Here is a 19722-nt window from a genome sequence, read left to right as displayed (position 1 = left end):
TTAAATTCAGTATTTATAAAAATTAGTGGTATTTTTATGTTTTGAAACTGACATGTTTAAAATCATTATTAAACATACAACGAAATGATTATTTTAAACATCAAAGTAAAGGATTGTTAATAAAAAATAAAATAAACATATGAAAATAAGCATTCTATTTTTTGGTATGGCTACAGACTTTATTGATAGTTCTTCATTAGAAATTGAACTACCTAACAAAAGTACTGTTGCTAGTTTTAAAGAATTTCTTTTAGCAGAATTCCCTGAGCTACAAAAAATGAGTTCGTATGCGGTAGCTATTAACGAAAGCTACGCTACTGACGACATACTCATAAAAGAGAATGATGTAATCGCAATTATTCCTCCAGTTAGCGGAGGGTAATTTTTCTCAATAAAGTAAAATATTAAGCTTCTGCCTTTTTTAAGTATTTACCAACGAAAAATGTTCCGAAAGGTAGAATAGAAAGTAAACAAACGATTCCGAAAGTTTTACCGTTCCAGTTTAACTCGTACTTTAACATAATAGCTAATACAATATACCCTACAAACAATAATCCGTGGGGCATACCCAGCATTTTTACATATTCTGGATTTCCTTGTAAGTATTTTATTGGCACTGCTATAAAAAGTAATAAAATGTAAGATATCCCTTCTAATAAACTTACTAATCTGAAAAAATTAATCATTGATTTTTTACTTAAAAATTGGTTAACAAAGATACTGAAATATTACGTCCTGCAGCTGAAACTCCCGAAGCAAATTCTTTATAATGCTCATCAAACAAATTTGACAATTGCGCTTGCAAAGCGATGTTTTTTGTGAACTGATACTTCCCATACAATCCAACAGTCATCCAGCTAGGAGTTCCATAATATTCGTTAATATCTTCCGTTGCATTAGGATTCACAATTGGTGTCTGTTCATGGTTATCAATACCTTCAGTTATGTTATAGTCTGAAATATCTTTTTTCGCATTAAAAACTAAGTTGACTCCACCTTCTAGCTTCTTATTTACGTAACTTACATCAAAACGACCAAATAATGGTGGAATAGACGACATTGGTTCGTTGGTATCATAAGTTTTTCCATACGTATAGGTAACAAATCCTGAAGTATTCCAATTTCTATGTAACTTTCCTTGATAACTTACTGTAGCACCCGTAACATAAGCTGTTCCTTTATTAACATTAGCTACAATAGCTCCTTCTTCTCCGTCATACTCAATAGTTGAGCTTCCATTTAATTCAAAATTCTCTCTATAAATATAATTATTCAACAAAGTATAATACACGTTAGCTCCAACTCTAAACTTTCTATTGTTAAAGTATTTTTGAGCTCCTATTTCAGCATTATATGCATGTTCTGGTTTTAATTCTATATTGGGTACTGTTACTTTTCCATTTTTCTCTCTTATTTTTCCTACATCATCAATATTTGGTGATCTAAACCCAGAAGACAATACCGTATTTAATTGCCACGTTTTATTTGGTTTGTACACATACCCTATGGTTGCTGTTAACGATTGATTATCTAGTTTTATATCACTTTGAGGAATATCTATAAACGTTTCATCAAGCCATTTTGCTTTCAACACAGTATTGGTACCTCTAATTCCTGTGTTTAATGTTGATTTATCATTAATATCTTGACGATAATCTACATAAAAAGCTGAACTTAAATAACTGCTTCCTCCATCAGGATATCGAGATTGCACGGTAAAATCATCATCAAAACCAATAATTTTATTACCATTAACACGCAATGTTTTTCCATAAGAATTTGATGCTACATCATTGTAAGTAACTTCTACTCCATACCCTAAATTTCTTCTTTTAGCTAAGGGTATTGTAAAATCTCCATTCAAACTAAAAACATCTACACTTTCATTTCTGTAAGACCTATCTAAGCTTCCATACTTTCGTTGTATACGACTTTCTTTTATGTTTTGATACGCTAAAGTTATTGTACCATTATCCATCCATTTTTTCTTAGGATTGATAATTAACTGCGGAGATATTAACAAACGTTCTTGTGGACCGTAATACCATTCAGCAAACTTTAAGCTTCCACTTTTCAACTCAGTTAACTTGTCAAAACGCGGGATGCTTGAAGAGGTTGAATACTGTAAGTTTAGTTTAAAATCAGTGTTTTTTGAAAAAGGAATATAAAATTTTTGTAGCACGTCTGTTTGACTGTAGCCTGTATTTCTTTGTAAATTCTCATTAAAATTGGCTACTGGTGTATCATTGTAAAAAGTATTAGTATTATTAGAGTAAAAAGGTACTTTCCCCCAGTTTTCAAAACCATGAGAACGGTTTTCTCCCATCTTTAAATCTCCAAAATTACTATGAGCTACACTTGTAAAAGATGCCCATTTTTTAAATCTTAACTCAGCAGAAACTACATTAGTTATTTCATTATTTGCTGAACTATATCTTAAAAATGTATTTCCTTTAACTTCACTTCCTTTTTTTGATAACTTCGGAGTTTTGGTATAGTAGTGAATTACCCCACCTAATGCATCAGAACCATAAATTACTGATGACGGACCAAAAACAACTTCTGTTCTATCTAATAAATTTGGAGCTACTGTAATTGAGTTTTGTAAGTGTCCTTTTCGGTAAATTGCATTATTCATACGAACACCATCAACTACCAAAAGTACTCGGTTACTTTCCATTCCACGCAAAACAGGACTTCCTCCTCCAAACTGTGATTTCTGAACTTTAATTCCAGGAACACTTGCTAATAAATCTGCTGAAGTCTGTGGAGATAGTTTCTCTATTTCTTTTGAAGACACCACTGCTATTTGCTCTGCAATTCGATTGGTTTTTTCTCTATTTTTAAAAACTGAAACAACTACCTCATCTAACTGCTCAGAGTTTTTTGATAAATAAACATGGTAGTTATTCTTTTTTATTGCTGATTTTTTTTCTTGGTATTCTGCATACGACACGTGTGCAAACGTAAGCAACTCATTTTTTTTAAAATTAGAAACATCTACTTTCCCAAACTCATCACTTACTGCCGATGTTACTTTGCTTTTATTAAACACTGCAACAGCCTCTACAGGCTTACCTGTTTCAGCATCAATAACAGTAATAGTTTGAGAAAAAATTGTGGTAATAAATAATAAAAAAAATACAGTAATTCTTTGCTTCATATTAATTAAATACGGTTTCTAAAACATCTAATGACTTAGGTTCTCTAAATCCCTCCAAATGTAATTCATAATATTGAACTATAATTCGGAGAATAATTTGTCTTTCTTTTTTTGAATAAGAAATTGAATTTATTGCATCAAAATTTATGCCTAATATACCTTTAAAAAGAAGTAATTTTTTTCCCGATAGAGTTAGCTTTTCATATTCCGTATCGGTAAAACCTCCTTCTAATAAATTAAAGGCTAATCTATCAATATTGGTCGTGTCTGGATAAAAGCCAAGATACCTAGATAAATTCAATAAAAACAATATATGAAAGTTTGCTACTTCACCATGTGTGTCTAACCAAATTAAAGAAGTTTCAATATAACTATATAAAGGATTGTTTTCTTCTTCCTCTTGAAGGATATACGATAACACTTCTGATAAAAAAAGTACAATGGTTTGTTTAACTACGGAAGTATGAATAGTTTCATACGAATGAATTACTTGCACTTCTTTAATAGAATGTAATGAACTTTTATTGCTATGGTTTGCAGTAAGATTTAACTGTGTTAATGGTTGAAAGTGTGCAGGTTTTAATTTTCCTTTTTTTGATTTTAGCACACCTTTTATCATATACGATTTTACTCCTTCTTGTAAAGTAAAACATTTTACAATTAAACTGGTATCTCCATATTTAAGAGAGCTTAAAACAATGGCCTTTGTAGTTATTAATGCCATTTAATCAAGTTTAACTATTAAAATCATTAATCAAAGATATTCAATAATATCAACAAAAATGGTACATTCGTATAAATTTGATTCCGTTTTGTATGGCTATAGAAATAGAGCGAAAGTTTTTAGTTAAATCCACAGATTTTAAGAAAAAAGCTTTTCAAAAAAACTACATAAAGCAAGGTTTTTTAAATTCAGATAAAGAGCGCGTAGTACGAGTTCGAATTAAAGACAGCACAGGTTTTTTAACTATCAAAGGAGCTTCTAACACTAACGGAACTACTCGTTTTGAATGGGAAAAAGAAATTGATAAAAAGGAAGCTGATGCTCTTTTTAATTTATGTGAAAAAGGAATTATTGAAAAGTACCGTTATTTAGTAAAAGTAGACAGTCATACTTTTGAAGTAGATGATTTTTTGGGAGAAAACAACGGTTTATTAGTTGCCGAAGTAGAACTAGAAAACGAAAACGAACACTTTACAAAACCTGAATGGCTAGGTGAGGAAGTTACCGGAATAGCCAAATACTACAATTCTAACTTAAGCAAATTCCCTTATAATAAATGGTAAAAAAACTGCTTGAAAATATTTCAAACAGTTTTTACTCCCCTAATAAAACTCTTTTCTTATTTTTTAAGAATACTAAGAGTTTTTACTTGTTTTCCTGATTGGATTTTTAATAAATACATTCCTTCTCTTTTAATTACACTATCATCAATTAGTATAAATGTAGATGGTGATTGAATGTCTTTACTGTGTATATGCCTTCCCAATAAATCATATACATCTAATCGTATGGCTCCATCCTTAGAAAGGCTAGAAACATCAATTTTAGTTTGTGATATAAATGGATTGGGGGTTGCAGAAATAATTCCACTATCATTTAACTTTTCATCACTAGGTCCCACAACTCCACTTCTTGTTACTGTTGTAATTGCCGCATTTGCCGTTTTATTGTAAGCGTAATCTGTCAACGTATAAGATTGTCCATCACTTGCAACCGAAATATGGAACCATCCATAGTGCGGATTTCCATTTATTTTAAAAGTAAACCCAATAAAACCAGTCTTCCCATTCCACGATGTATAATCAGAAGAACTAACCGTATAAGGATATGAGTTTGCTACAAAATTACTTGGTGCTCCAACCGAAACACCTTCTGCTAAATAGGATGCATTGCTAGTCGTACTTTCACAAACAATATCTTTATTATAGGTTTCTAATCGTACAGAATTGCTAGTATACCAAGCTCCATAATCAGTATCGTCTCCTACTTCAATTCTAAAAAACTTCCAAGGGTCATTTGAGGTTACCGTTAGGTCATCTATGTTAACATATACTACATCATCATTTGTGCTACAAGGCTCACATGAACCACCACAATCAACTCCTGTTTCATCTCCATTTTGAATGCCATCATTACAAGTTGATCCTCCATCCCAAACTTTGCTTCCTGCCTTAATGGCTCCATAAGGCTCTGTACTATATGCATAATCTAACAAACTATACGAAGTCCCATTATTGTTAACACTAACTCTGAACCAACCATAATTAGTTTTTCCTGGGTATAACTCTAATTGAAAACCTATGTAAGTGGTTTTACCATCCCAGGAAGTGTAACTAGCATCTCTAATTACATGTAAATCAGGATATCCTCCTCCATCTACCCAAGAACTTTGCTCATCAATTACTGTATTTAACTCAACTGGTTTTACATTTCTAGTTCCTGATTGACATATTAATGCTTTTTTATACGTCTCTAATATCAATGAACTATTTTCATAAAACGTTCCAAATCTATTATTACTAGCACCATTTATTGTAAAAAATGTCCAAGTACTTCCTGAATTAGCCGTGTAATCTTGATTATCAAAATACACCACTTTATAAGAATCATAAAAAGAGAAATTAAACGTTACTTTATCTGAGTTTAAAGAGGATGTTCCTCCTGAAATTGCTGCATTTTTAAAGGTAATTGTACCTGTTGAATTATCAGATTTAGCATGATTTAATGCTTGACCTGTAAATTTTACATTTAACTTTTGATTATCTACTACCGTAATTTGTGCTGATACCCCTTGAGGTAGACTTGTATCAAAATGTGTTCCTTCAAATAAACTTCCAGAACTAACGGTAAAAGCACCTCCTTGAAGCGTAACATTTTTAGCTTCATTAACTATCGCTCCATTATTTGATAAGGCTTCTTCCACTATTGGACTATCTACGACTAAAGACGCTCCTGTTAAATCTACCCCTGTAGATGTTAAGTTAGCTGATTGCCATAAAGGTTTACGTGCTGGATGTTGCAATGCCGTGAGCATTCTATCTATTTGTCCTTCTGTAAACATTTTTCCACAGCCAGCAGCGGCGTCATAGCCCATATAATTTTCATAATTAATTAAATTACCACAGTCACTAGCACCAACAGTACAACCATCATCCCCAGAATTAGAATCTTCTTTTGGTGTGTCGTCTACATAGTCTCCATTTGGATCATTACACCCACCTTCAAACGTATGTATGAGATTTAACCAATGACCAAACTCATGCGTTAATACCGAAGCAAATTCTTTATTTGTATTACCATGAATATAGCGCCCATTATAAACCACTCTAGCGGTGTTATTATCAGACATCGCTGTATTAGGGTACCATGCAACTCCAGAGTTTGTCGCACTTCCATCAGCATACAAATCTCCCATAATGTATACATTCATATACTTATAGTTATTCCAAGCATCGGCTGCTATTTGGGCATCATAACCTGAACCATTTCCATATCCAGCTTTTTCTGGATGAAATACAACACCATTGGTACTACCTCCATTAGGGTCTATTTTTGCCAAAGCAAATCGAATACTAAGAGTACCTCGTCTTCCTGAAAAAATGGGATCAACAGTATTGAAGTCATCATTAAGCCCGTTGAAATCCTCGTTCAGTTTATCTAACGCAACTTCTATTTTTTCATAAGTTACGGTTTGCCCATGTTGAACTGAACCATAAACATGTACAACCACTGGAATGGTATAGGTCTCTTCTGCTCTATTTAAAAGCGAAATTTGTTTTTTTCTAACTACATTTTTTGTGTAGTTATTAAATTTGTCAAATTCTTTTTTTGATTCAGGGTATTTTAAAAATACCTTTTGATTTTCACTTGTAACCTTACAGTCTTGAGCCAGCATAGCTTCAACACAGAAAAACAACAAAAAGAAGAAGGGTAACAAAATAATTTTTTGTTTCATAATTGATTGATTTTAAATTACTTAAAACAAACCTACAGTTATAAAACAAATCAACTTAATACAATACTAACCAATACAGGTAATAAATTACCTATTAGCATTATTTTAACTTTAAATTTACAGATATTTATTTTTTTTAACAGTAAAACAAAATTAATCAATATAAAAAATCGCTAAAAAATGACTTAAACTTCCTAATAACACAAAAACATGGAAGGTTGCATGGCTATATTTCAATTTTTTAATGGAATAAAAAATCGCTCCAACAGTATAAAAGACCCCACCAAGAAAAAGATATAACAACCCTTCTTTTGATAAGTTTTCCATTAAAGGCTTTATTACAAAAACAACTTGCCATCCCATTAGCAGATATAAAGCTGTTGACAATTTATCGAACCGTCCAGTAAAAAAAAGCTTCAATATAACACCAGTAATAGCAAATAACCACACAAAAACAAACATATACCAACCCAGTTTTGGTGGCAGTACAACTAAACAAAAGGGCGTATACGTTCCGGCAATTAATACATAAATAGCAGCATGATCAAAAATATTAAGCCTCCGTCTAAGTTTAGGTTCTTTAGACGCATGGTAAAAAGTAGAGGCTGCATATAGAATTACTAAACTCAATCCGTAAATACAAAAACTAGCTACTTTCCAGAAGCTATGATAACTAAGTGATTTTTGTACAAGAAAAGGAAAAGCTACAATACTAAGCAGTAACCCAAATCCGTGGGTGAGTATATTTAACTTTTCTTCTTTTTCACTATAATGGTGATTTAAACTCTCGCTCATTGTTTAGTCGATTGGTGTCTTTCATATACAACTCATCATTTATCAATTCATTGTATATCATATTATACGTTTGCTCCTTAAGCTTTTTCTTATCCCCAGCAGCTAAGTTCTCTGTTTCTATAAATTTACATTGCTTAACTCTTAGTGTCCCTGGATTGCCTTTGAAAAAATCCCAAGAAAATAAACGTTTTCCATCATAATACACTTGTGGTACAATAGGTATTTGATGTTCTATAGCTAAACTAAATGCCCCATTCTTAAACGGTGCTAAAACAATATTTTCAGCAGGCACTAACCCTTCAGGGAAAATAGCAACACTTGTTCCATTTTTTAATCTGCTATGGGCTTGTTCATAGACTTTTTTTCTACTTTCTAAATCACTTCTATCAACTACAATAACTACTTTTTTATAAAAAAAACCAAAAATTGGAAACTTTGCTAATTCTTTCTTTCCTACAAAAACTATTGGATTTTTACTCATAGCTATTAGAATCCATGGATCTATAAACGACGCATGATTAGCACAAAACATGTAACTTTTATTCTGATCTAGTTCTTGCTCTTTTTCAACTTTTAATCGGAAACCCATTCCATAAATTAAAAAGAAAGCCCAAGCTCTCACTACTTTCCAAAAAACTGGATAATATTTTTCATCTGACGTTAAAACCAGCATAAAAGGTGCCATTAACAATATTGAAATTACAATTAACACATAGAACCAAACACGCCAAATAAACCGAACAGGAAAAAATATATACTTCAAATCTTTTAAATTACAATCAACTACCTAAACTTATACTTCTTTTTCTCAAGAAAACTTTAGGAACAAGGTTCCTCTAATATGCGAATGTAGTAATTTCTTTTGTTTGATAAATTTTAAGCTTATTTTTGCTCACTTAAGCAAGCACTTATTTAAAAACATTTCAAAACAGACTTATGTCAAGAATTTTAACAGGAGTACAAAGTACAGGAACCCCACATTTAGGAAACTTATTAGGAGCAATTTTACCTGCAGTTGAAATGGCAAATGATTCAAAAAACGAATCATTTATTTTCATTGCCGACATGCATTCTTTAACCCAAATTAAAGACGGAAACGAATTGCGAGAAAACACCTATAGTGTTGCGGCTACTTGGCTTGCTTGTGGTCTTGACATTAACAAAACCGTGTTTTATCGCCAAAGTGATATTCCTGAAACTACTGAGTTAACCTGGTACTTAAGTTGTTTTTTTCCTTTTCAACGTTTAACCTTAGCACATGGTTTTAAAGATAAAGCTGACCGTTTAGCTGACGTAAATGCTGGTTTGTTTACCTACCCAATGTTAATGGCTGCAGATATTTTATTATACGATGCTGAAGTTGTTCCTGTTGGAAAAGATCAGTTACAACATTTAGAAATGACACGTGATGTTGCTAATAGGTTTAACAATATTGTTGGAGAAACTCTAGTTTTACCTCAAGGAAAAGTAAATGAAAACACCAAGTTAGTTCCTGGAACTGATGGTGAAAAAATGAGTAAATCACGAAATAATTTCATCAATATTTTCTTAGCAGACAAGAAATTACGTAAGCAAATTATGGCTATTCAAACAGACAGTAAAGCTTTAGAAGACCCAAAAGATCCAGATACTGACAATGTATTTGCATTATATAAATTATTAGCTTCAGAAGAGCAAACAGCTGAAATGCGTGCTAATTATGAAAATGGAGGCTATGGATACGGACACGCCAAACAAGCACTTTATGAATTAATTATAGATAAATTTGCTGATGTACGTGCTAAGTATAGTCACTATATGGAAAACCGTCATGAAATTGACGACGCTTTAGCTATAGGAGCAGAAAAAGCTCGTGTAATTGCAAAAGATGTACTACAAAGAGTTCGAGGTAAAATAGGATATTAATTAGATATAACCCCTTAATAAATAAGTCCTTCTATCTTTAAAAAATTAGGAGTATATCCCTGTTAAAAATGGGAAATAGGCAACCCTGTTAGATTGTGTTTTTTGATAATTTTACACAACTATTAACCCAAACTAACATATTATGCCACATTATGCACAAGGAACAACAGGATGGACAAAATTAAAAGGCTATCAAGCTTTATAAGATCCTAAAATTGATTTAGGTAAATTTTACTTTACGACATTTCAGGGGAAAAGACAGGAAACTCCATATATGACAGCAGGTAATTTCGCAAGAGTGATTGACATTCTAAGAAATGAAACTCCTGTTTACGGAAACGCAACTACTGGCTCTGTAACCACACAAAGTGAACTTGTTGGTGAAGAAGAAAGTTAGGAGGTTATAAATACCATAATTAACCCAACCCAGAATAGATTTATTCTGGGTTTTTTGTGCTTATTTATGTATATTTAACCTATGAAAAATATACTAATTTTTGCACTCTTTGGAATTGTTGCTTGCAGCTCCCCTAAAGAAAATACACAAATCGTAGAAGCCTCTTGCGGGCAATGTAAATTTGGTTTAAATAACCAACAAGGATGTGATTTAGCCATAAAAATTGACCAAAACGCCTATTTTATTGACGGTGCTCACATAGATGATTTTGGAGATGCTCACGATAAAAATATTGGTTTCTGTAATGTAGTTAGAAAAGCAGAAGTTACTGGAAAAGTTGAAAACGGAAGATTTAAAGCTACCTCTTTTAAAATAATAGAGGAATAGGTTTTAGATACAAAGTTTAGAAAACAGATAAAAAAATCCGAAGTAAGCTTACTTCGGATTTTTTTATCTTATATCTCTTATAAATTAAGGAGCTGGATTTGGAATTGCTTTGTGCACAGCTTCTATCTCAGCTAAAATAGCGTCAGACAATTCTATATTAATTGAATTGATATTCTCTTTTAACTGACTCATTTTAGTAGCTCCAATAATATTACTCGTTACAAATGGTAACTGATTAATATATGCTAGCGATAACTCTGTTAACGTTAATCCGTGTTTATTTGCTATTTTTTGATATTCTAAAACCGCTTTTTCAGAACCTTCATTTTTATATCGTGCAATAAAACGTGGAAATAAGGTTCCTCTCGCTCCTTCAGGAATTTTTCCATCAATATATTTTCCTGTTAATACTCCTTGTGCTAACGGAGAATACGCTAACAAACCAATATTTTCTCGCATAGAAACTTCAGACATTCCTACTTCATAGCCTCTATGAATTAGCGAATATGAATTTTGAATCGTTACCATTCTAGGCAAATCATGTTGTTCGGCTGTTTGTAAATATTTCATCGTTCCCCAAGGTGTTTCATTAGATAAACCAACGTGTTTTATCTTTCCTTGTTTTACAAAATCATTCAAGGTTTCTAAAATCTCTAAGTGCTTTTCAGCTTCTTCTGTTGAAGTTTTATACGGATAATCACGTACTCCGAAACAATTCACCCCACGATCTGGCCAATGTAGTTGGTATAAATCGATATAATCTGTTTGTAGACGTTTTAAACTATCTTCAATTGCTTCGCCTATATTCTTTCTATTAAAACCACCTGTTCTAATATGCGCCGTATAATCACCACCTCCAGCAATTTTAGAAGCCAACACTACTTTCTCTCTGTTGCCTGTTTTTTTAAACCAAGAACCAATGATTTTTTCTGTAGCTCCATAAGTTTCTGGAGTCGCAGGAACAGAATATAATTCTGCAGTATCAAAAAAATTCACCCCTTGTTCTAAGGCATAATCCATTTGCTCGTGACCTTCTGCTTCGGTATTTTGTCGTCCCCAAGTCATAGTTCCTAAACATATTTTAGAAACTTTAATATCTGTAGTTGGTAGTGTTGTATATTTCATCATATTCTGTAATTGTTAAAGGTGTTATTATTGATTTATTTAATAAAACAACAACGGTCATTTCGAACTTGAGTGCAACGGAAGTGAGAAATCTTAAAAAACGTAAGTTACTATCTTGAATGAGGTTCCTCCTCGTACCTCGTTCGTAATGACGAATTATTTTAAAATTGCTTCAATTCCTGGTAAGGTTTTTCCTTCTAACATTTCTAACATCGCTCCTCCTCCTGTAGAAACATAACTTACTTTATCAGCAAATCCAAATTGTTTTACTGCAGCAACCGAGTCTCCTCCGCCTACTAACGAGAACACTCCGTTTTTAGTAGCTTCTGCTATCGCATTTCCTAAACCAATCGTTCCTTGTGCAAACTTTTCCATTTCAAAAACCCCTAGAGGCCCGTTCCATAAAATAGTTTTAGATTTTGCAATAACTTCTGCAAACTTCTCCACGGTTTTAGGTCCGCAATCTAATCCCATCCATCCATCAGGAATTTCATTCGTATCCACCACTTGTGTATTCGCATCGCTTGAAAAAGCATCTGCAATAATCGCATCTACTGGTAAATGAATTTCTGTATTATTTTCTTTAGCTTTAGCTAAAATTTCTAACGCTAACACTAACTTATCATCTTCTACTAACGAATTCCCTATCGTTCCTCCTAAAGCCTTGATAAACGTAAACGTCATTCCACCACCTACAATAATATGATCTACTTTTTCAATAATATTTTCAATCACTCCTATTTTAGACGACACTTTTGCTCCTCCTAAAATAGCAGTTACTGGTTTTTCTGAGTTGTTCAATACTTTATCAATGCTTTCAATTTCTGTTGCTAACAAATTTCCGAAACATTTATTCTCTGGAAAAAATTGTGCAATAATTGCAGTGGATGCGTGGGCTCTGTGAGCAGTACCAAAAGCATCATTTACATACACATCTCCTAATTTAGATAACTGTTCAGCAAAAGCAACATCTCCTGCTTTTTCTTCTGGGTAAAAACGTAAGTTTTCTAACAATAAAACTTCTCCACTTTTTAAGTTTGCCACAGCTTCTTCAACTGTTGAACCGATACAATCGTCCACAAATTTCACTTGTACACCTAATACTTCTGTTACACTACTAACAATATGACGTAACGAAAAATTATCTTCTTTAGCTTTTGGGCGCCCTAAATGTGACATTAAAATACAGCTTCCTCCATCTTCTAGTATTTTAATAATGGTTGGTTTTGCTGCTTGAATTCTTGTATTGTCAGTTACTTCAAAAGCATCGTTTAAGGGTACATTAAAATCTACACGGATTAACGCTTTTTTATTTTCGAAATTGAAATCGTTCAATGTTTTCATTTAAGTTGTGTTCTTTGTTTCAGCTAACAAAAATAATTATTTAAATCTGATTGGTTTCTATTCTTTTTGAGCTTTCAATCTTATATCTTTGTTAAACTTACATGCTATTATGAATACAACATCTATAAAAATAACTTCAGAAAAACTCAATTTACAAGAGTGTTATGATTTTGTAACTGACCCTTCTTGCGGAGGGATTGCTGTTTTTGTGGGTACTGTTAGGAACGCAACACAAAACAAAGAAGTTACACAGCTTGATTTTTCTACATATAAACCCATGGCTATTAAAGAAATGCAAAAAATTGCAGATGCTGCTTTGGATAAGTTTGGTGTAACAAAAATTGCCATTCATCATGCTGAAGGGCTATTAATAATTGGTGATATCCCTGTAATTATTACGGTTTCTTCTCCACATAGAAAAGCGGCTTTCGAAGCTTGCCAGTATGCTATTGATACTTTAAAAGAAACGGTTCCTATTTGGAAAAAAGAATTTTTTGAAGATGGTGAAGTTTGGGTAAATGCGCACCCTTAAAAAATAGTATATTTGAAAATGATAATTTTAATTGGGGCATTAGCTCAGTTGGCTAGAGCGTTTGACTGGCAGTCAAAAGGTCATCGGTTCGACTCCGATATGCTCCACTATTTTTAAAATTATGATTGAGTTTACCACAGCTTCTAATCAAACAGAATTGCTTCAAATATTGAAGTTGCAACAACAGAACTTGCCTGATAATTTATCAGAAATAGATAAAAAAGAACAAGGTTTTGTTACGGTTCGTCATGATTTAGAAATACTTCAAAAAATGAATGATGTACATCCGCATATCATTGCTAAGAATGATAATAAAATAATTGGTTATGCTTTATCAATGTCTAAAAACTTTAGAAATGACATTCCTATTCTAATTTCTATGTTTGATGAAATAGATACAACTTCAAAAGGAGCTAAACCGTATATTTTAATGGGGCAAGTATGTATAAACAAAAACTTTCGTGGAAAAGGTGTTTTTAAAGGATTATATACTAAAATGAAAGAGGAATTCTCTGGAATATACCATTCTATTATTACTGAAGTAGATGAAGAAAATACTCGTTCAATGAATGCGCACAAAGCCATTGGTTTTAAAACTTTAAAAACCTACAGAAGTAATAATCATAACTGGGAAATTATTTATTTAAATATTCAAACTGTAAGCTCATAATATTAATTTAAAAAATGAAAAAAAAATACAACTATGATATTACATCTGACTTAAGAGAAATTAACAAAGATTTCTTTGATCATTTTTTAGCCACTTTAGAATTCGAAGACAACAAATTTGATACTTCTATAGATAGTTTAATTTATTCTAAAGAAGAAAGTATAAAAACACTTAACAAAAAACTAAGAAAACACCTTCAACAAAATCATCAACTTGAAAATTTTGGTACTGAAACTTTCAACTTTAAGCTTGAATTGTTTGAATCAGAAAATCAAACTGTTATTTGGTATATAGAAGAAGAGTTAAAGGCTTTAGCCGAAATGAAAATTGTTTATGCTTTTAAATCCATAGAGATTAATATAAAAAAACTTATTGCTGACTCTTTCAAAATTAAAAATAAAAGAGACTTCTTTAATTGGAAAACAGTTGAAACTTTTTTAAGTAGTAAAAAAATCAACCTTCAAAAAGTAAAAGGGCATAAAGAAATATATCAGCTAAAGCAACTAAATAATTCAATAAAACATACTAAAAAATTAGAAGAAAAGACATTAAAACTGATTTTTGATAAAGAAGAATATGAAAACATACCTACACACCCTTTAGTTTTAGAAAAAGAAATCACCTACAAACATCTTTTAGGTTTTTACAATAAGGTCAAGCCTTTCATTAAAATATTCTTTACTGACTTATGTGATACAATATATGAAGAATTATATGTTTTTAATAAAGATAAAATTGAAGAAATAGCTGAGGACTTAGCTTTAAGAATGGAAAAAGAAAATGCTCTTGAGTTAATTGACAAGATTAGGCAACATTATTAATACGGTAAATCTACAGGTTCAACAAAATTGATTGCTGTATCATATAACTCCGTTAAGAGATTTTTTATTTCAGTCATAAACTCATCTAGTTTTTCTTCTGTAATAGCATTATCAGGCTTTCGGTAATTGGATGAGAAATTCATTTGTAAAAACCCACTTTTTAAGTTTTTGAAGGAGATAATTCCTGCTTCAAGTGGTTTTTCAAAATTAAATTGTGTGTGTTGGGTGTATAAAAAAGCATATAACATTACTTGTATAGCTTTATGATATTTTAAATCACGTATGAGTTCAAAATCGAGTACTTTTAAGTTTGTACTATCTACCATCCCTGTTTTATAGTCAATAATTCTGGTAACACCATTTAACTCATCAATTCGGTCAACAATTCCTTTTATTTTTATAGGAAAGTCTATTCCTTCAACCATAATTTCTGAAGATAATTCTTGCTCAGTAGCTACTATTTTCAGTTGATTATTTTCGTCTTTTAAGAGTTGTTTTTCTTTAGCTAAAAAATTCTCTACAAAACGATTTGCAACTTCAAAAATTAATCGATTCTTTCCTGTGGTTAAATCTCCATTTTTAAAATGTTTTGAGAAATAAAGACTTACTAGTTCTTTTGTTTTTTTCTGCATATTCTCAACATCTCCTACTTGCAGAAATTTACCTTCAAAGGGTTTATATAATTCTTCCAAGGTATCATGCACAACAGTTCCCATAGTATTTGCAGCAACCGTTTCTTCAACGTCGTCTAGTTCATTAATTTTTAAAATTTTCTGTTTGTAAAAGGCTATCGGATTGTACAAATAATTGGTCAATGCTGACGGAGAAATTCCTTTGTTTGCTAATTCCCGTAACCGTTCTAATACTTTTTCATCCTTTTCAATTTCTTTTAACTGAACAGGTGACGTTACTACTTTCGGACTGATAATTTTTTCTGTAATATCGTCTCGCATCATTTCTAATTGCGTTACAAAACGGCTTTTTTCTCCACTTCCAAAAACATCATGTTCGGTATTGTACAAGATATAAATGTTTTTAGCACGTTGTAACAATCGGAAAAAGTGGTATGAAAACAGTGCATCTTTTTCTCTATACGTTGGCAACCCAAACTCTATTTTTACATCAAAAGGAATAAAGGTGTTTTGCTGTTGATTGGCTGGTAAAATCCCTTCATTTACTGAGGTTATGATTACGTTTTCAAAATCTAACACACGTGTTTCTAACACTCCCATTAGCTGTAATCCTTGTAACGGTTCTCCTTGAAATGATAAACTTTCCGACTGAATTAATTGTCTAAAAAATTGATGCAAGGTTTTTAAATCTTGTACATAGCCAAATTCGTTATGTAAATTTTGTAACTGAGTAAACGCGGTATAAAAACGAAATAAATATTCTTTTTCTAACTCGTTCGCATCCTCTTTTAGTAGGTTTATCAGCTCAATTATTCTACTTAAAAATTCACTAATTGATGAAAATGGGTTGAAAATAGTTATTATAGCTTTCTTTTTTTCCTCTGGTAAAGGAGATAAAAATGTTACTATTTTTTCTTGACTAACGAACGTATTATTTTCTTTGGCTATTGCTTCTGAAATTACATCTGCAATATTCTTTTCTTCATTTAATTGTAGTAATGTATAAATTGTTGCGTCTTTTACTAACCGAACTACATCTTTGTGATAAAAAAGATTCTTTTCTTTCTTTTCTAACTTTTCTTGATTGATAAACAAGTGAAAGATGGCAAATACTAAACTCGTAGTCGGAATATCTTTTAGCGGATATCCCATCGTAATATTTACTGCATTTACAGTTGCTGGTAACGAGTTCAAGGTGATTGGCAACAATGTTTCATCTGCCAAAACCAATGCTGTATTATTATAATTGGGAAGTTTTGCTAAAATTTCACCTGCGTATTTTATCTGCGTAATATTTTTGGATGCTCCAATTACTTCGATATGTTTCCCTTCTGAAAAGTACTCTTTTATGGTTTGAATTGGATTCAGCTGATAGTATTTCCACCGGGTTTTGTACTTCCTTAAAAAACTTCCTGCTTGGTGCTGGCTTTCGTAAAATGTTTGATCAATATCCCAATAAGCTTCTGCTTTTCCGTTTAATAAAAATTGTTCAAATAACAATTCTTCCGAAGCATTTAAAGCATTAAACCCTATAAAAAAATATTTTTTTTTCTGGTTTTTACTAATAAAGTCTACTACTTTTTTTGTCGCTTCTCTATACAAAACCCCTTGATATCCTATATTATTTTCAAGTAAAAACTGATAAAAAGCATCATAATATTTATTCAACTTTTCCATGAAAGCAAAATGATCTTTCATCAATTCTGTTTCATGAAATTCTCCTTTTACTGACCATTTTCGTAAACGGTGGATATCACGTAAATACACAAATATTTCTCGTGTATTAATTAAGTGCTGATCGATTTCATTAAAATCTTGCAACACTGTAAATGCCCATGACGAAAACACATCAAATGAATCTGGGTTCTCTTCTTGTTCTTTATAAATCGTATAAAAATGAAAAAGGAGCTGTACGGAATCTACTTTTTTCATTTCAGAAATTTCTTCAACAAAATCACCAATATTGATAATTTTTGGTAAAAAACCTGCAGAAATTTTATTTTTAAATGTTTCTTTTACAAAAACTCCCGCTCTCTGAGATGGCAGTATAAACACAACGTTTTCAAACGATTTGGTGTTTTGTAAAATAGTATCTAATGTTTCTGAAATAAAAGACTGCATACCTTGATTTTATTGTAAGCAAAGTACAATTTTTATCCTATTTTTGATAGAACAAACAACGTATATTCATGAGTGCAACGAATACTTTACAAGTGGCTTTAATTCAATCGGATTTAATTTGGGAAAATCCGACAACTAACAGAAAACAGTTTGAGCAGAAAATTAACTCGTTATCTACTACTATCGATTTAGTTGTCTTACCTGAAATGTTTACTACAGGTTTTACTATGAATGCTTCAGCTGTTGCTGAAACAATGGAAGGTGAAACGGTGCAATGGCTACAAGATTTAGCTCAAAAAAAATCTATTGCCATTACTGGGAGTATCATTGTTAGTGAGAACTCTACTTTTTACAATCGTTTGTTATTTGTACATCCTTCAGGAAAAATCGATTTTTATGATAAAAAGCATACGTTTACCTTAGCTAGTGAGCATGAAACTTTTTCCGCAGGAACTGAAAGAATTATGGTTGATTACAAAGGCTGGAAAATCTGTCCATTGATTTGTTATGATTTACGCTTCCCTATATGGGCTAGAAATATCGAAGATTATGATTTATTGCTGTATGTGGCGAGTTGGCCTAAACCGCGTATTGAAGCTTGGGACAGTTTATTAAAAGCGCGTGCTATTGAAAACATGAGTTATACGATTGGTGTGAATAGAGTAGGAGTAGATGCCAATAATTATGAATATACTGGAAATACGGTTTGCTATGATACTTTAGGAAACTGTTTGGCTAAAAATGGTGAAGGAACTGAGGAAATATTAATTGTTGAGTTAAACAAACAAGAGCAAACAAAAATCCGTAATCGATTTCGATTTTTAGATGATAGAGATGAATTTATACTTCAATAAAAAAGCAACCTTTCGGTTGCTTTTTTATTTTTATGCAGGAATCATCCATTTAAAATTAAACTTGGTATCGGGTACTACGATACGTTCTGTAATTCGATACATCCTGTCTGGTAATTTCATTAAGAAATCACGTGCTTTTTCTGCTTCTGGAGTTAAATTGGTAATCTTATCAATTTCCCATGTAGTATTTAATTTTCTCAAAATATCTACATAATCAAAACCAGTATACACACCTACTCTTTGTGCTACTGTTGAGAAGTCATCAAATAAGCTTCCTTTTTCTCCAAATGATTCTCTTAAATGCATTGCAGGCATTACTATTTTGTGTTTCATCATGTGTTGAAACGCTAACATCATCTCACTTGGGTCTATCTTAAAAATCTCTTTAACAAACTCCGTATACGCCATATGGTGACGCATTTCGTCTCCTGCAATAATTTTAGACATTTTAGCTAATGCTTTGTGTCCTTGTTTTTTGGCTATTTTAGCTACGTTATTATGTGAAACATACGTTGCTAATTCTTGAAAACTTGTGTATATAAAGTTTTTATACGGGTCGGTAGCAGTACCAATATCAAATCCATCGGCAATTAAATGCTGTGTAGATACTTCTACCTCACGCATATTTACTCTACCTGAAAGATATAAGTATTTATTTAACACATCTCCATGGCGGTTTTCTTCTGCTGTCCAAGCTCGTATCCATTTTGCCCAACCATTATCTGGTTGTTGGGTAACTCCATCTAAATCTAATAACCAAGATTCATATGTTGGTAGTGCTTCTTCGGTAATAGTATCACCTACTAAAACCACCCAAAAATCATCGTCAAGTTCTTTTGATAGTTCTTGAATTTCTTTTACTTCTTCTATAAAAGAATCTTGTTGTGAATTGGGTAAAAAATCTGTCGGTTGCCAAATTTTTTCAATTGGCATTAAGAATCTGTCTACAAAACTGTCAATGTTTTTTTCCAGCGTTTGCATTACTTCCTTTCTAATGTTTTGTATTGACATAATTTA

The 19722-nt window shown here is 31.9% G+C and carries 19 protein-coding genes and 1 tRNA gene; 10 read left to right on the top strand and 10 right to left on the bottom strand.

Annotated features, from left to right (window positions below):
* The first annotated feature begins 139 nt into the window (after window positions 1-139).
* Entirely contained in the window at window positions 140-382 is a 243-nt protein-coding gene (gene moaD, locus Q4517_RS01125) for a molybdopterin converting factor subunit 1 (protein WP_303505267.1), read from the top strand.
* 22 nt (window positions 383-404) lie between these two features.
* On the opposite strand, the gene Q4517_RS01120 is transcribed toward moaD, so the two are convergent.
* The 3 genes from Q4517_RS01120 to recO are packed head-to-tail and all read right to left on the bottom strand — an operon-like array spanning window position 405 to window position 3887.
* On the bottom strand, window positions 405-686 hold the full coding sequence (locus tag Q4517_RS01120) for a DUF3817 domain-containing protein (protein ID WP_303505265.1): 282 nt from the start codon (window positions 684-686) through the stop codon (window positions 405-407).
* Window positions 687-697: 11 nt separating this feature from the next.
* Window positions 698-3163, bottom strand: coding sequence for a TonB-dependent receptor domain-containing protein (locus tag Q4517_RS01115; protein WP_303505263.1), 2466 nt, complete (start codon window positions 3161-3163; stop codon window positions 698-700).
* Between the two features lies 1 nt (window position 3164).
* Entirely contained in the window at window positions 3165-3887 is a 723-nt protein-coding gene (gene recO, locus Q4517_RS01110) for a DNA repair protein RecO (protein ID WP_303505261.1), read from the bottom strand.
* Between the two features lie 92 nt (window positions 3888-3979).
* On the opposite strand from recO, the gene Q4517_RS01105 reads away from it, so the two are divergent.
* Window positions 3980-4450, top strand: a complete 471-nt coding sequence (locus Q4517_RS01105) for a CYTH domain-containing protein (protein WP_303505259.1) — start codon at window positions 3980-3982, stop codon at window positions 4448-4450.
* Window positions 4451-4506: 56 nt separating this feature from the next.
* Here the strand turns inward: Q4517_RS01105 and Q4517_RS01100 are convergent, their stop codons facing one another.
* The 3 genes from Q4517_RS01100 to Q4517_RS01090 form a co-directional block, all read right to left on the bottom strand.
* Entirely contained in the window at window positions 4507-7122 is a 2616-nt protein-coding gene (locus Q4517_RS01100) for a zinc-dependent metalloprotease (RefSeq protein WP_303505256.1), read from the bottom strand.
* 153 nt (window positions 7123-7275) lie between these two features.
* Window positions 7276-7917, bottom strand: coding sequence for a hemolysin III family protein (locus Q4517_RS01095; protein ID WP_303505254.1), 642 nt, complete (start codon window positions 7915-7917; stop codon window positions 7276-7278).
* The gene (locus Q4517_RS01090) at window positions 7889-8680 is read right to left on the bottom strand and encodes a lysophospholipid acyltransferase family protein (RefSeq protein WP_368506453.1); all 792 of its coding nucleotides are present in this window, start codon (window positions 8678-8680) and stop codon (window positions 7889-7891) included. The genes Q4517_RS01095 and Q4517_RS01090 overlap by 29 nt, the downstream gene beginning before the upstream one ends.
* Before the next feature lie 173 nt (window positions 8681-8853).
* Between Q4517_RS01090 and trpS the strand changes: the two genes are divergently transcribed.
* The 3 genes from trpS (at window position 8854) to Q4517_RS01075 (ending at window position 10606) form a co-directional block, all read left to right on the top strand.
* Window positions 8854-9822 (top strand): tryptophan--tRNA ligase, encoded by a 969-nt coding sequence (trpS, locus tag Q4517_RS01085; protein WP_303505252.1) that lies wholly within the window; start codon window positions 8854-8856, stop codon window positions 9820-9822.
* A 274-nt stretch (window positions 9823-10096) separates the two neighbouring features.
* Complete coding sequence (locus Q4517_RS01080) at window positions 10097-10219, top strand: hypothetical protein (RefSeq protein ID WP_303505250.1); 123 nt, start codon at window positions 10097-10099, stop codon at window positions 10217-10219.
* Between the two features lie 81 nt (window positions 10220-10300).
* Window positions 10301-10606: a DUF6370 family protein gene (locus tag Q4517_RS01075; protein ID WP_303505248.1), complete on the top strand. Its 306-nt coding sequence runs from the start codon at window positions 10301-10303 to the stop codon at window positions 10604-10606.
* Between the two features lie 84 nt (window positions 10607-10690).
* Here Q4517_RS01075 and Q4517_RS01070 read toward each other — a convergent pair whose 3' ends face one another.
* Window positions 10691-11731, bottom strand: coding sequence for an NADP(H)-dependent aldo-keto reductase (locus tag Q4517_RS01070; RefSeq protein WP_303505516.1), 1041 nt, complete (start codon window positions 11729-11731; stop codon window positions 10691-10693).
* Between the two features lie 156 nt (window positions 11732-11887).
* Complete coding sequence (locus Q4517_RS01065) at window positions 11888-13075, bottom strand: phosphoglycerate kinase (protein WP_303505246.1); 1188 nt, start codon at window positions 13073-13075, stop codon at window positions 11888-11890.
* Window positions 13076-13184: 109 nt separating this feature from the next.
* On the opposite strand from Q4517_RS01065, the gene Q4517_RS01060 reads away from it, so the two are divergent.
* From Q4517_RS01060 to Q4517_RS01045, 4 genes are all read left to right on the top strand, one after another.
* Complete coding sequence (locus tag Q4517_RS01060) at window positions 13185-13607, top strand: molybdenum cofactor biosynthesis protein MoaE (protein WP_303505243.1); 423 nt, start codon at window positions 13185-13187, stop codon at window positions 13605-13607.
* A gap of 33 nt (window positions 13608-13640) precedes the next feature.
* Window positions 13641-13714, top strand: a tRNA-Ala gene (locus Q4517_RS01055).
* A 14-nt stretch (window positions 13715-13728) separates the two neighbouring features.
* On the top strand, window positions 13729-14277 hold the full coding sequence (locus Q4517_RS01050) for a GNAT family N-acetyltransferase (protein WP_303505238.1): 549 nt from the start codon (window positions 13729-13731) through the stop codon (window positions 14275-14277).
* A gap of 14 nt (window positions 14278-14291) precedes the next feature.
* The gene (locus Q4517_RS01045; protein WP_303505237.1) at window positions 14292-15098 is read left to right on the top strand and encodes a hypothetical protein; all 807 of its coding nucleotides are present in this window, start codon (window positions 14292-14294) and stop codon (window positions 15096-15098) included.
* Here Q4517_RS01045 and Q4517_RS01040 read toward each other — a convergent pair.
* On the bottom strand, window positions 15095-17851 hold the full coding sequence (locus Q4517_RS01040; protein WP_303505235.1) for a PD-(D/E)XK nuclease family protein: 2757 nt from the start codon (window positions 17849-17851) through the stop codon (window positions 15095-15097). The two genes, Q4517_RS01045 and Q4517_RS01040, sit on opposite strands and share 4 nt — an antisense overlap.
* 68 nt (window positions 17852-17919) lie before the next feature.
* Here Q4517_RS01040 and Q4517_RS01035 point away from each other — a divergent pair, with 68 nt between their 5' ends.
* The gene (locus tag Q4517_RS01035) at window positions 17920-18705 is read left to right on the top strand and encodes an amidohydrolase (protein WP_303505232.1); all 786 of its coding nucleotides are present in this window, start codon (window positions 17920-17922) and stop codon (window positions 18703-18705) included.
* Between the two features lie 30 nt (window positions 18706-18735).
* Here Q4517_RS01035 and Q4517_RS01030 read toward each other — a convergent pair whose 3' ends face one another.
* The gene (locus Q4517_RS01030) at window positions 18736-19716 is read right to left on the bottom strand and encodes an acyl-ACP desaturase (RefSeq protein WP_303505230.1); all 981 of its coding nucleotides are present in this window, start codon (window positions 19714-19716) and stop codon (window positions 18736-18738) included.
* Between the last annotated feature and the right edge of the window lie 6 nt (window positions 19717-19722).

The sequence above is a fragment of the Tenacibaculum sp. 1_MG-2023 genome (genome assembly GCF_030547425.1).
Taxonomy (GTDB): domain Bacteria; phylum Bacteroidota; class Bacteroidia; order Flavobacteriales; family Flavobacteriaceae; genus Polaribacter.
Note: the sequence above shows the minus strand (reverse complement) of the source record. Positions and strands in the feature narration are given on the sequence as shown.

Excerpts from the sequence above, each read along its gene's own strand:
- moaD (WP_303505267.1), top strand. The coding sequence starts at position 140 with ATGAAAATAAGCATTCTATTTTTTGGTATGGCTACAGACTTTATTGAT.
- Q4517_RS01120 (WP_303505265.1), bottom strand. The coding sequence starts at position 686 with ATGATTAATTTTTTCAGATTAGTAAGTTTATTAGAAGGGATATCTTAC.
- Q4517_RS01115 (WP_303505263.1), bottom strand. The coding sequence starts at position 3,163 with ATGAAGCAAAGAATTACTGTATTTTTTTTATTATTTATTACCACAATT.
- recO (WP_303505261.1), bottom strand. The coding sequence starts at position 3,887 with ATGGCATTAATAACTACAAAGGCCATTGTTTTAAGCTCTCTTAAATAT.
- Q4517_RS01105 (WP_303505259.1), top strand. The coding sequence starts at position 3,980 with ATGGCTATAGAAATAGAGCGAAAGTTTTTAGTTAAATCCACAGATTTT.
- Q4517_RS01100 (WP_303505256.1), bottom strand. The coding sequence starts at position 7,122 with ATGAAACAAAAAATTATTTTGTTACCCTTCTTCTTTTTGTTGTTTTTC.
- Q4517_RS01095 (WP_303505254.1), bottom strand. The coding sequence starts at position 7,917 with ATGAGCGAGAGTTTAAATCACCATTATAGTGAAAAAGAAGAAAAGTTA.
- trpS (WP_303505252.1), top strand. The coding sequence starts at position 8,854 with ATGTCAAGAATTTTAACAGGAGTACAAAGTACAGGAACCCCACATTTA.
- Q4517_RS01080 (WP_303505250.1), top strand. The coding sequence starts at position 10,097 with ATGACAGCAGGTAATTTCGCAAGAGTGATTGACATTCTAAGAAATGAA.
- Q4517_RS01075 (WP_303505248.1), top strand. The coding sequence starts at position 10,301 with ATGAAAAATATACTAATTTTTGCACTCTTTGGAATTGTTGCTTGCAGC.
- Q4517_RS01070 (WP_303505516.1), bottom strand. The coding sequence starts at position 11,731 with ATGAAATATACAACACTACCAACTACAGATATTAAAGTTTCTAAAATA.
- Q4517_RS01065 (WP_303505246.1), bottom strand. The coding sequence starts at position 13,075 with ATGAAAACATTGAACGATTTCAATTTCGAAAATAAAAAAGCGTTAATC.
- Q4517_RS01060 (WP_303505243.1), top strand. The coding sequence starts at position 13,185 with ATGAATACAACATCTATAAAAATAACTTCAGAAAAACTCAATTTACAA.
- Q4517_RS01050 (WP_303505238.1), top strand. The coding sequence starts at position 13,729 with ATGATTGAGTTTACCACAGCTTCTAATCAAACAGAATTGCTTCAAATA.
- Q4517_RS01045 (WP_303505237.1), top strand. The coding sequence starts at position 14,292 with ATGAAAAAAAAATACAACTATGATATTACATCTGACTTAAGAGAAATT.
- Q4517_RS01040 (WP_303505235.1), bottom strand. The coding sequence starts at position 17,851 with ATGCAGTCTTTTATTTCAGAAACATTAGATACTATTTTACAAAACACC.
- Q4517_RS01035 (WP_303505232.1), top strand. The coding sequence starts at position 17,920 with ATGAGTGCAACGAATACTTTACAAGTGGCTTTAATTCAATCGGATTTA.
- Q4517_RS01030 (WP_303505230.1), bottom strand. The coding sequence starts at position 19,716 with ATGTCAATACAAAACATTAGAAAGGAAGTAATGCAAACGCTGGAAAAA.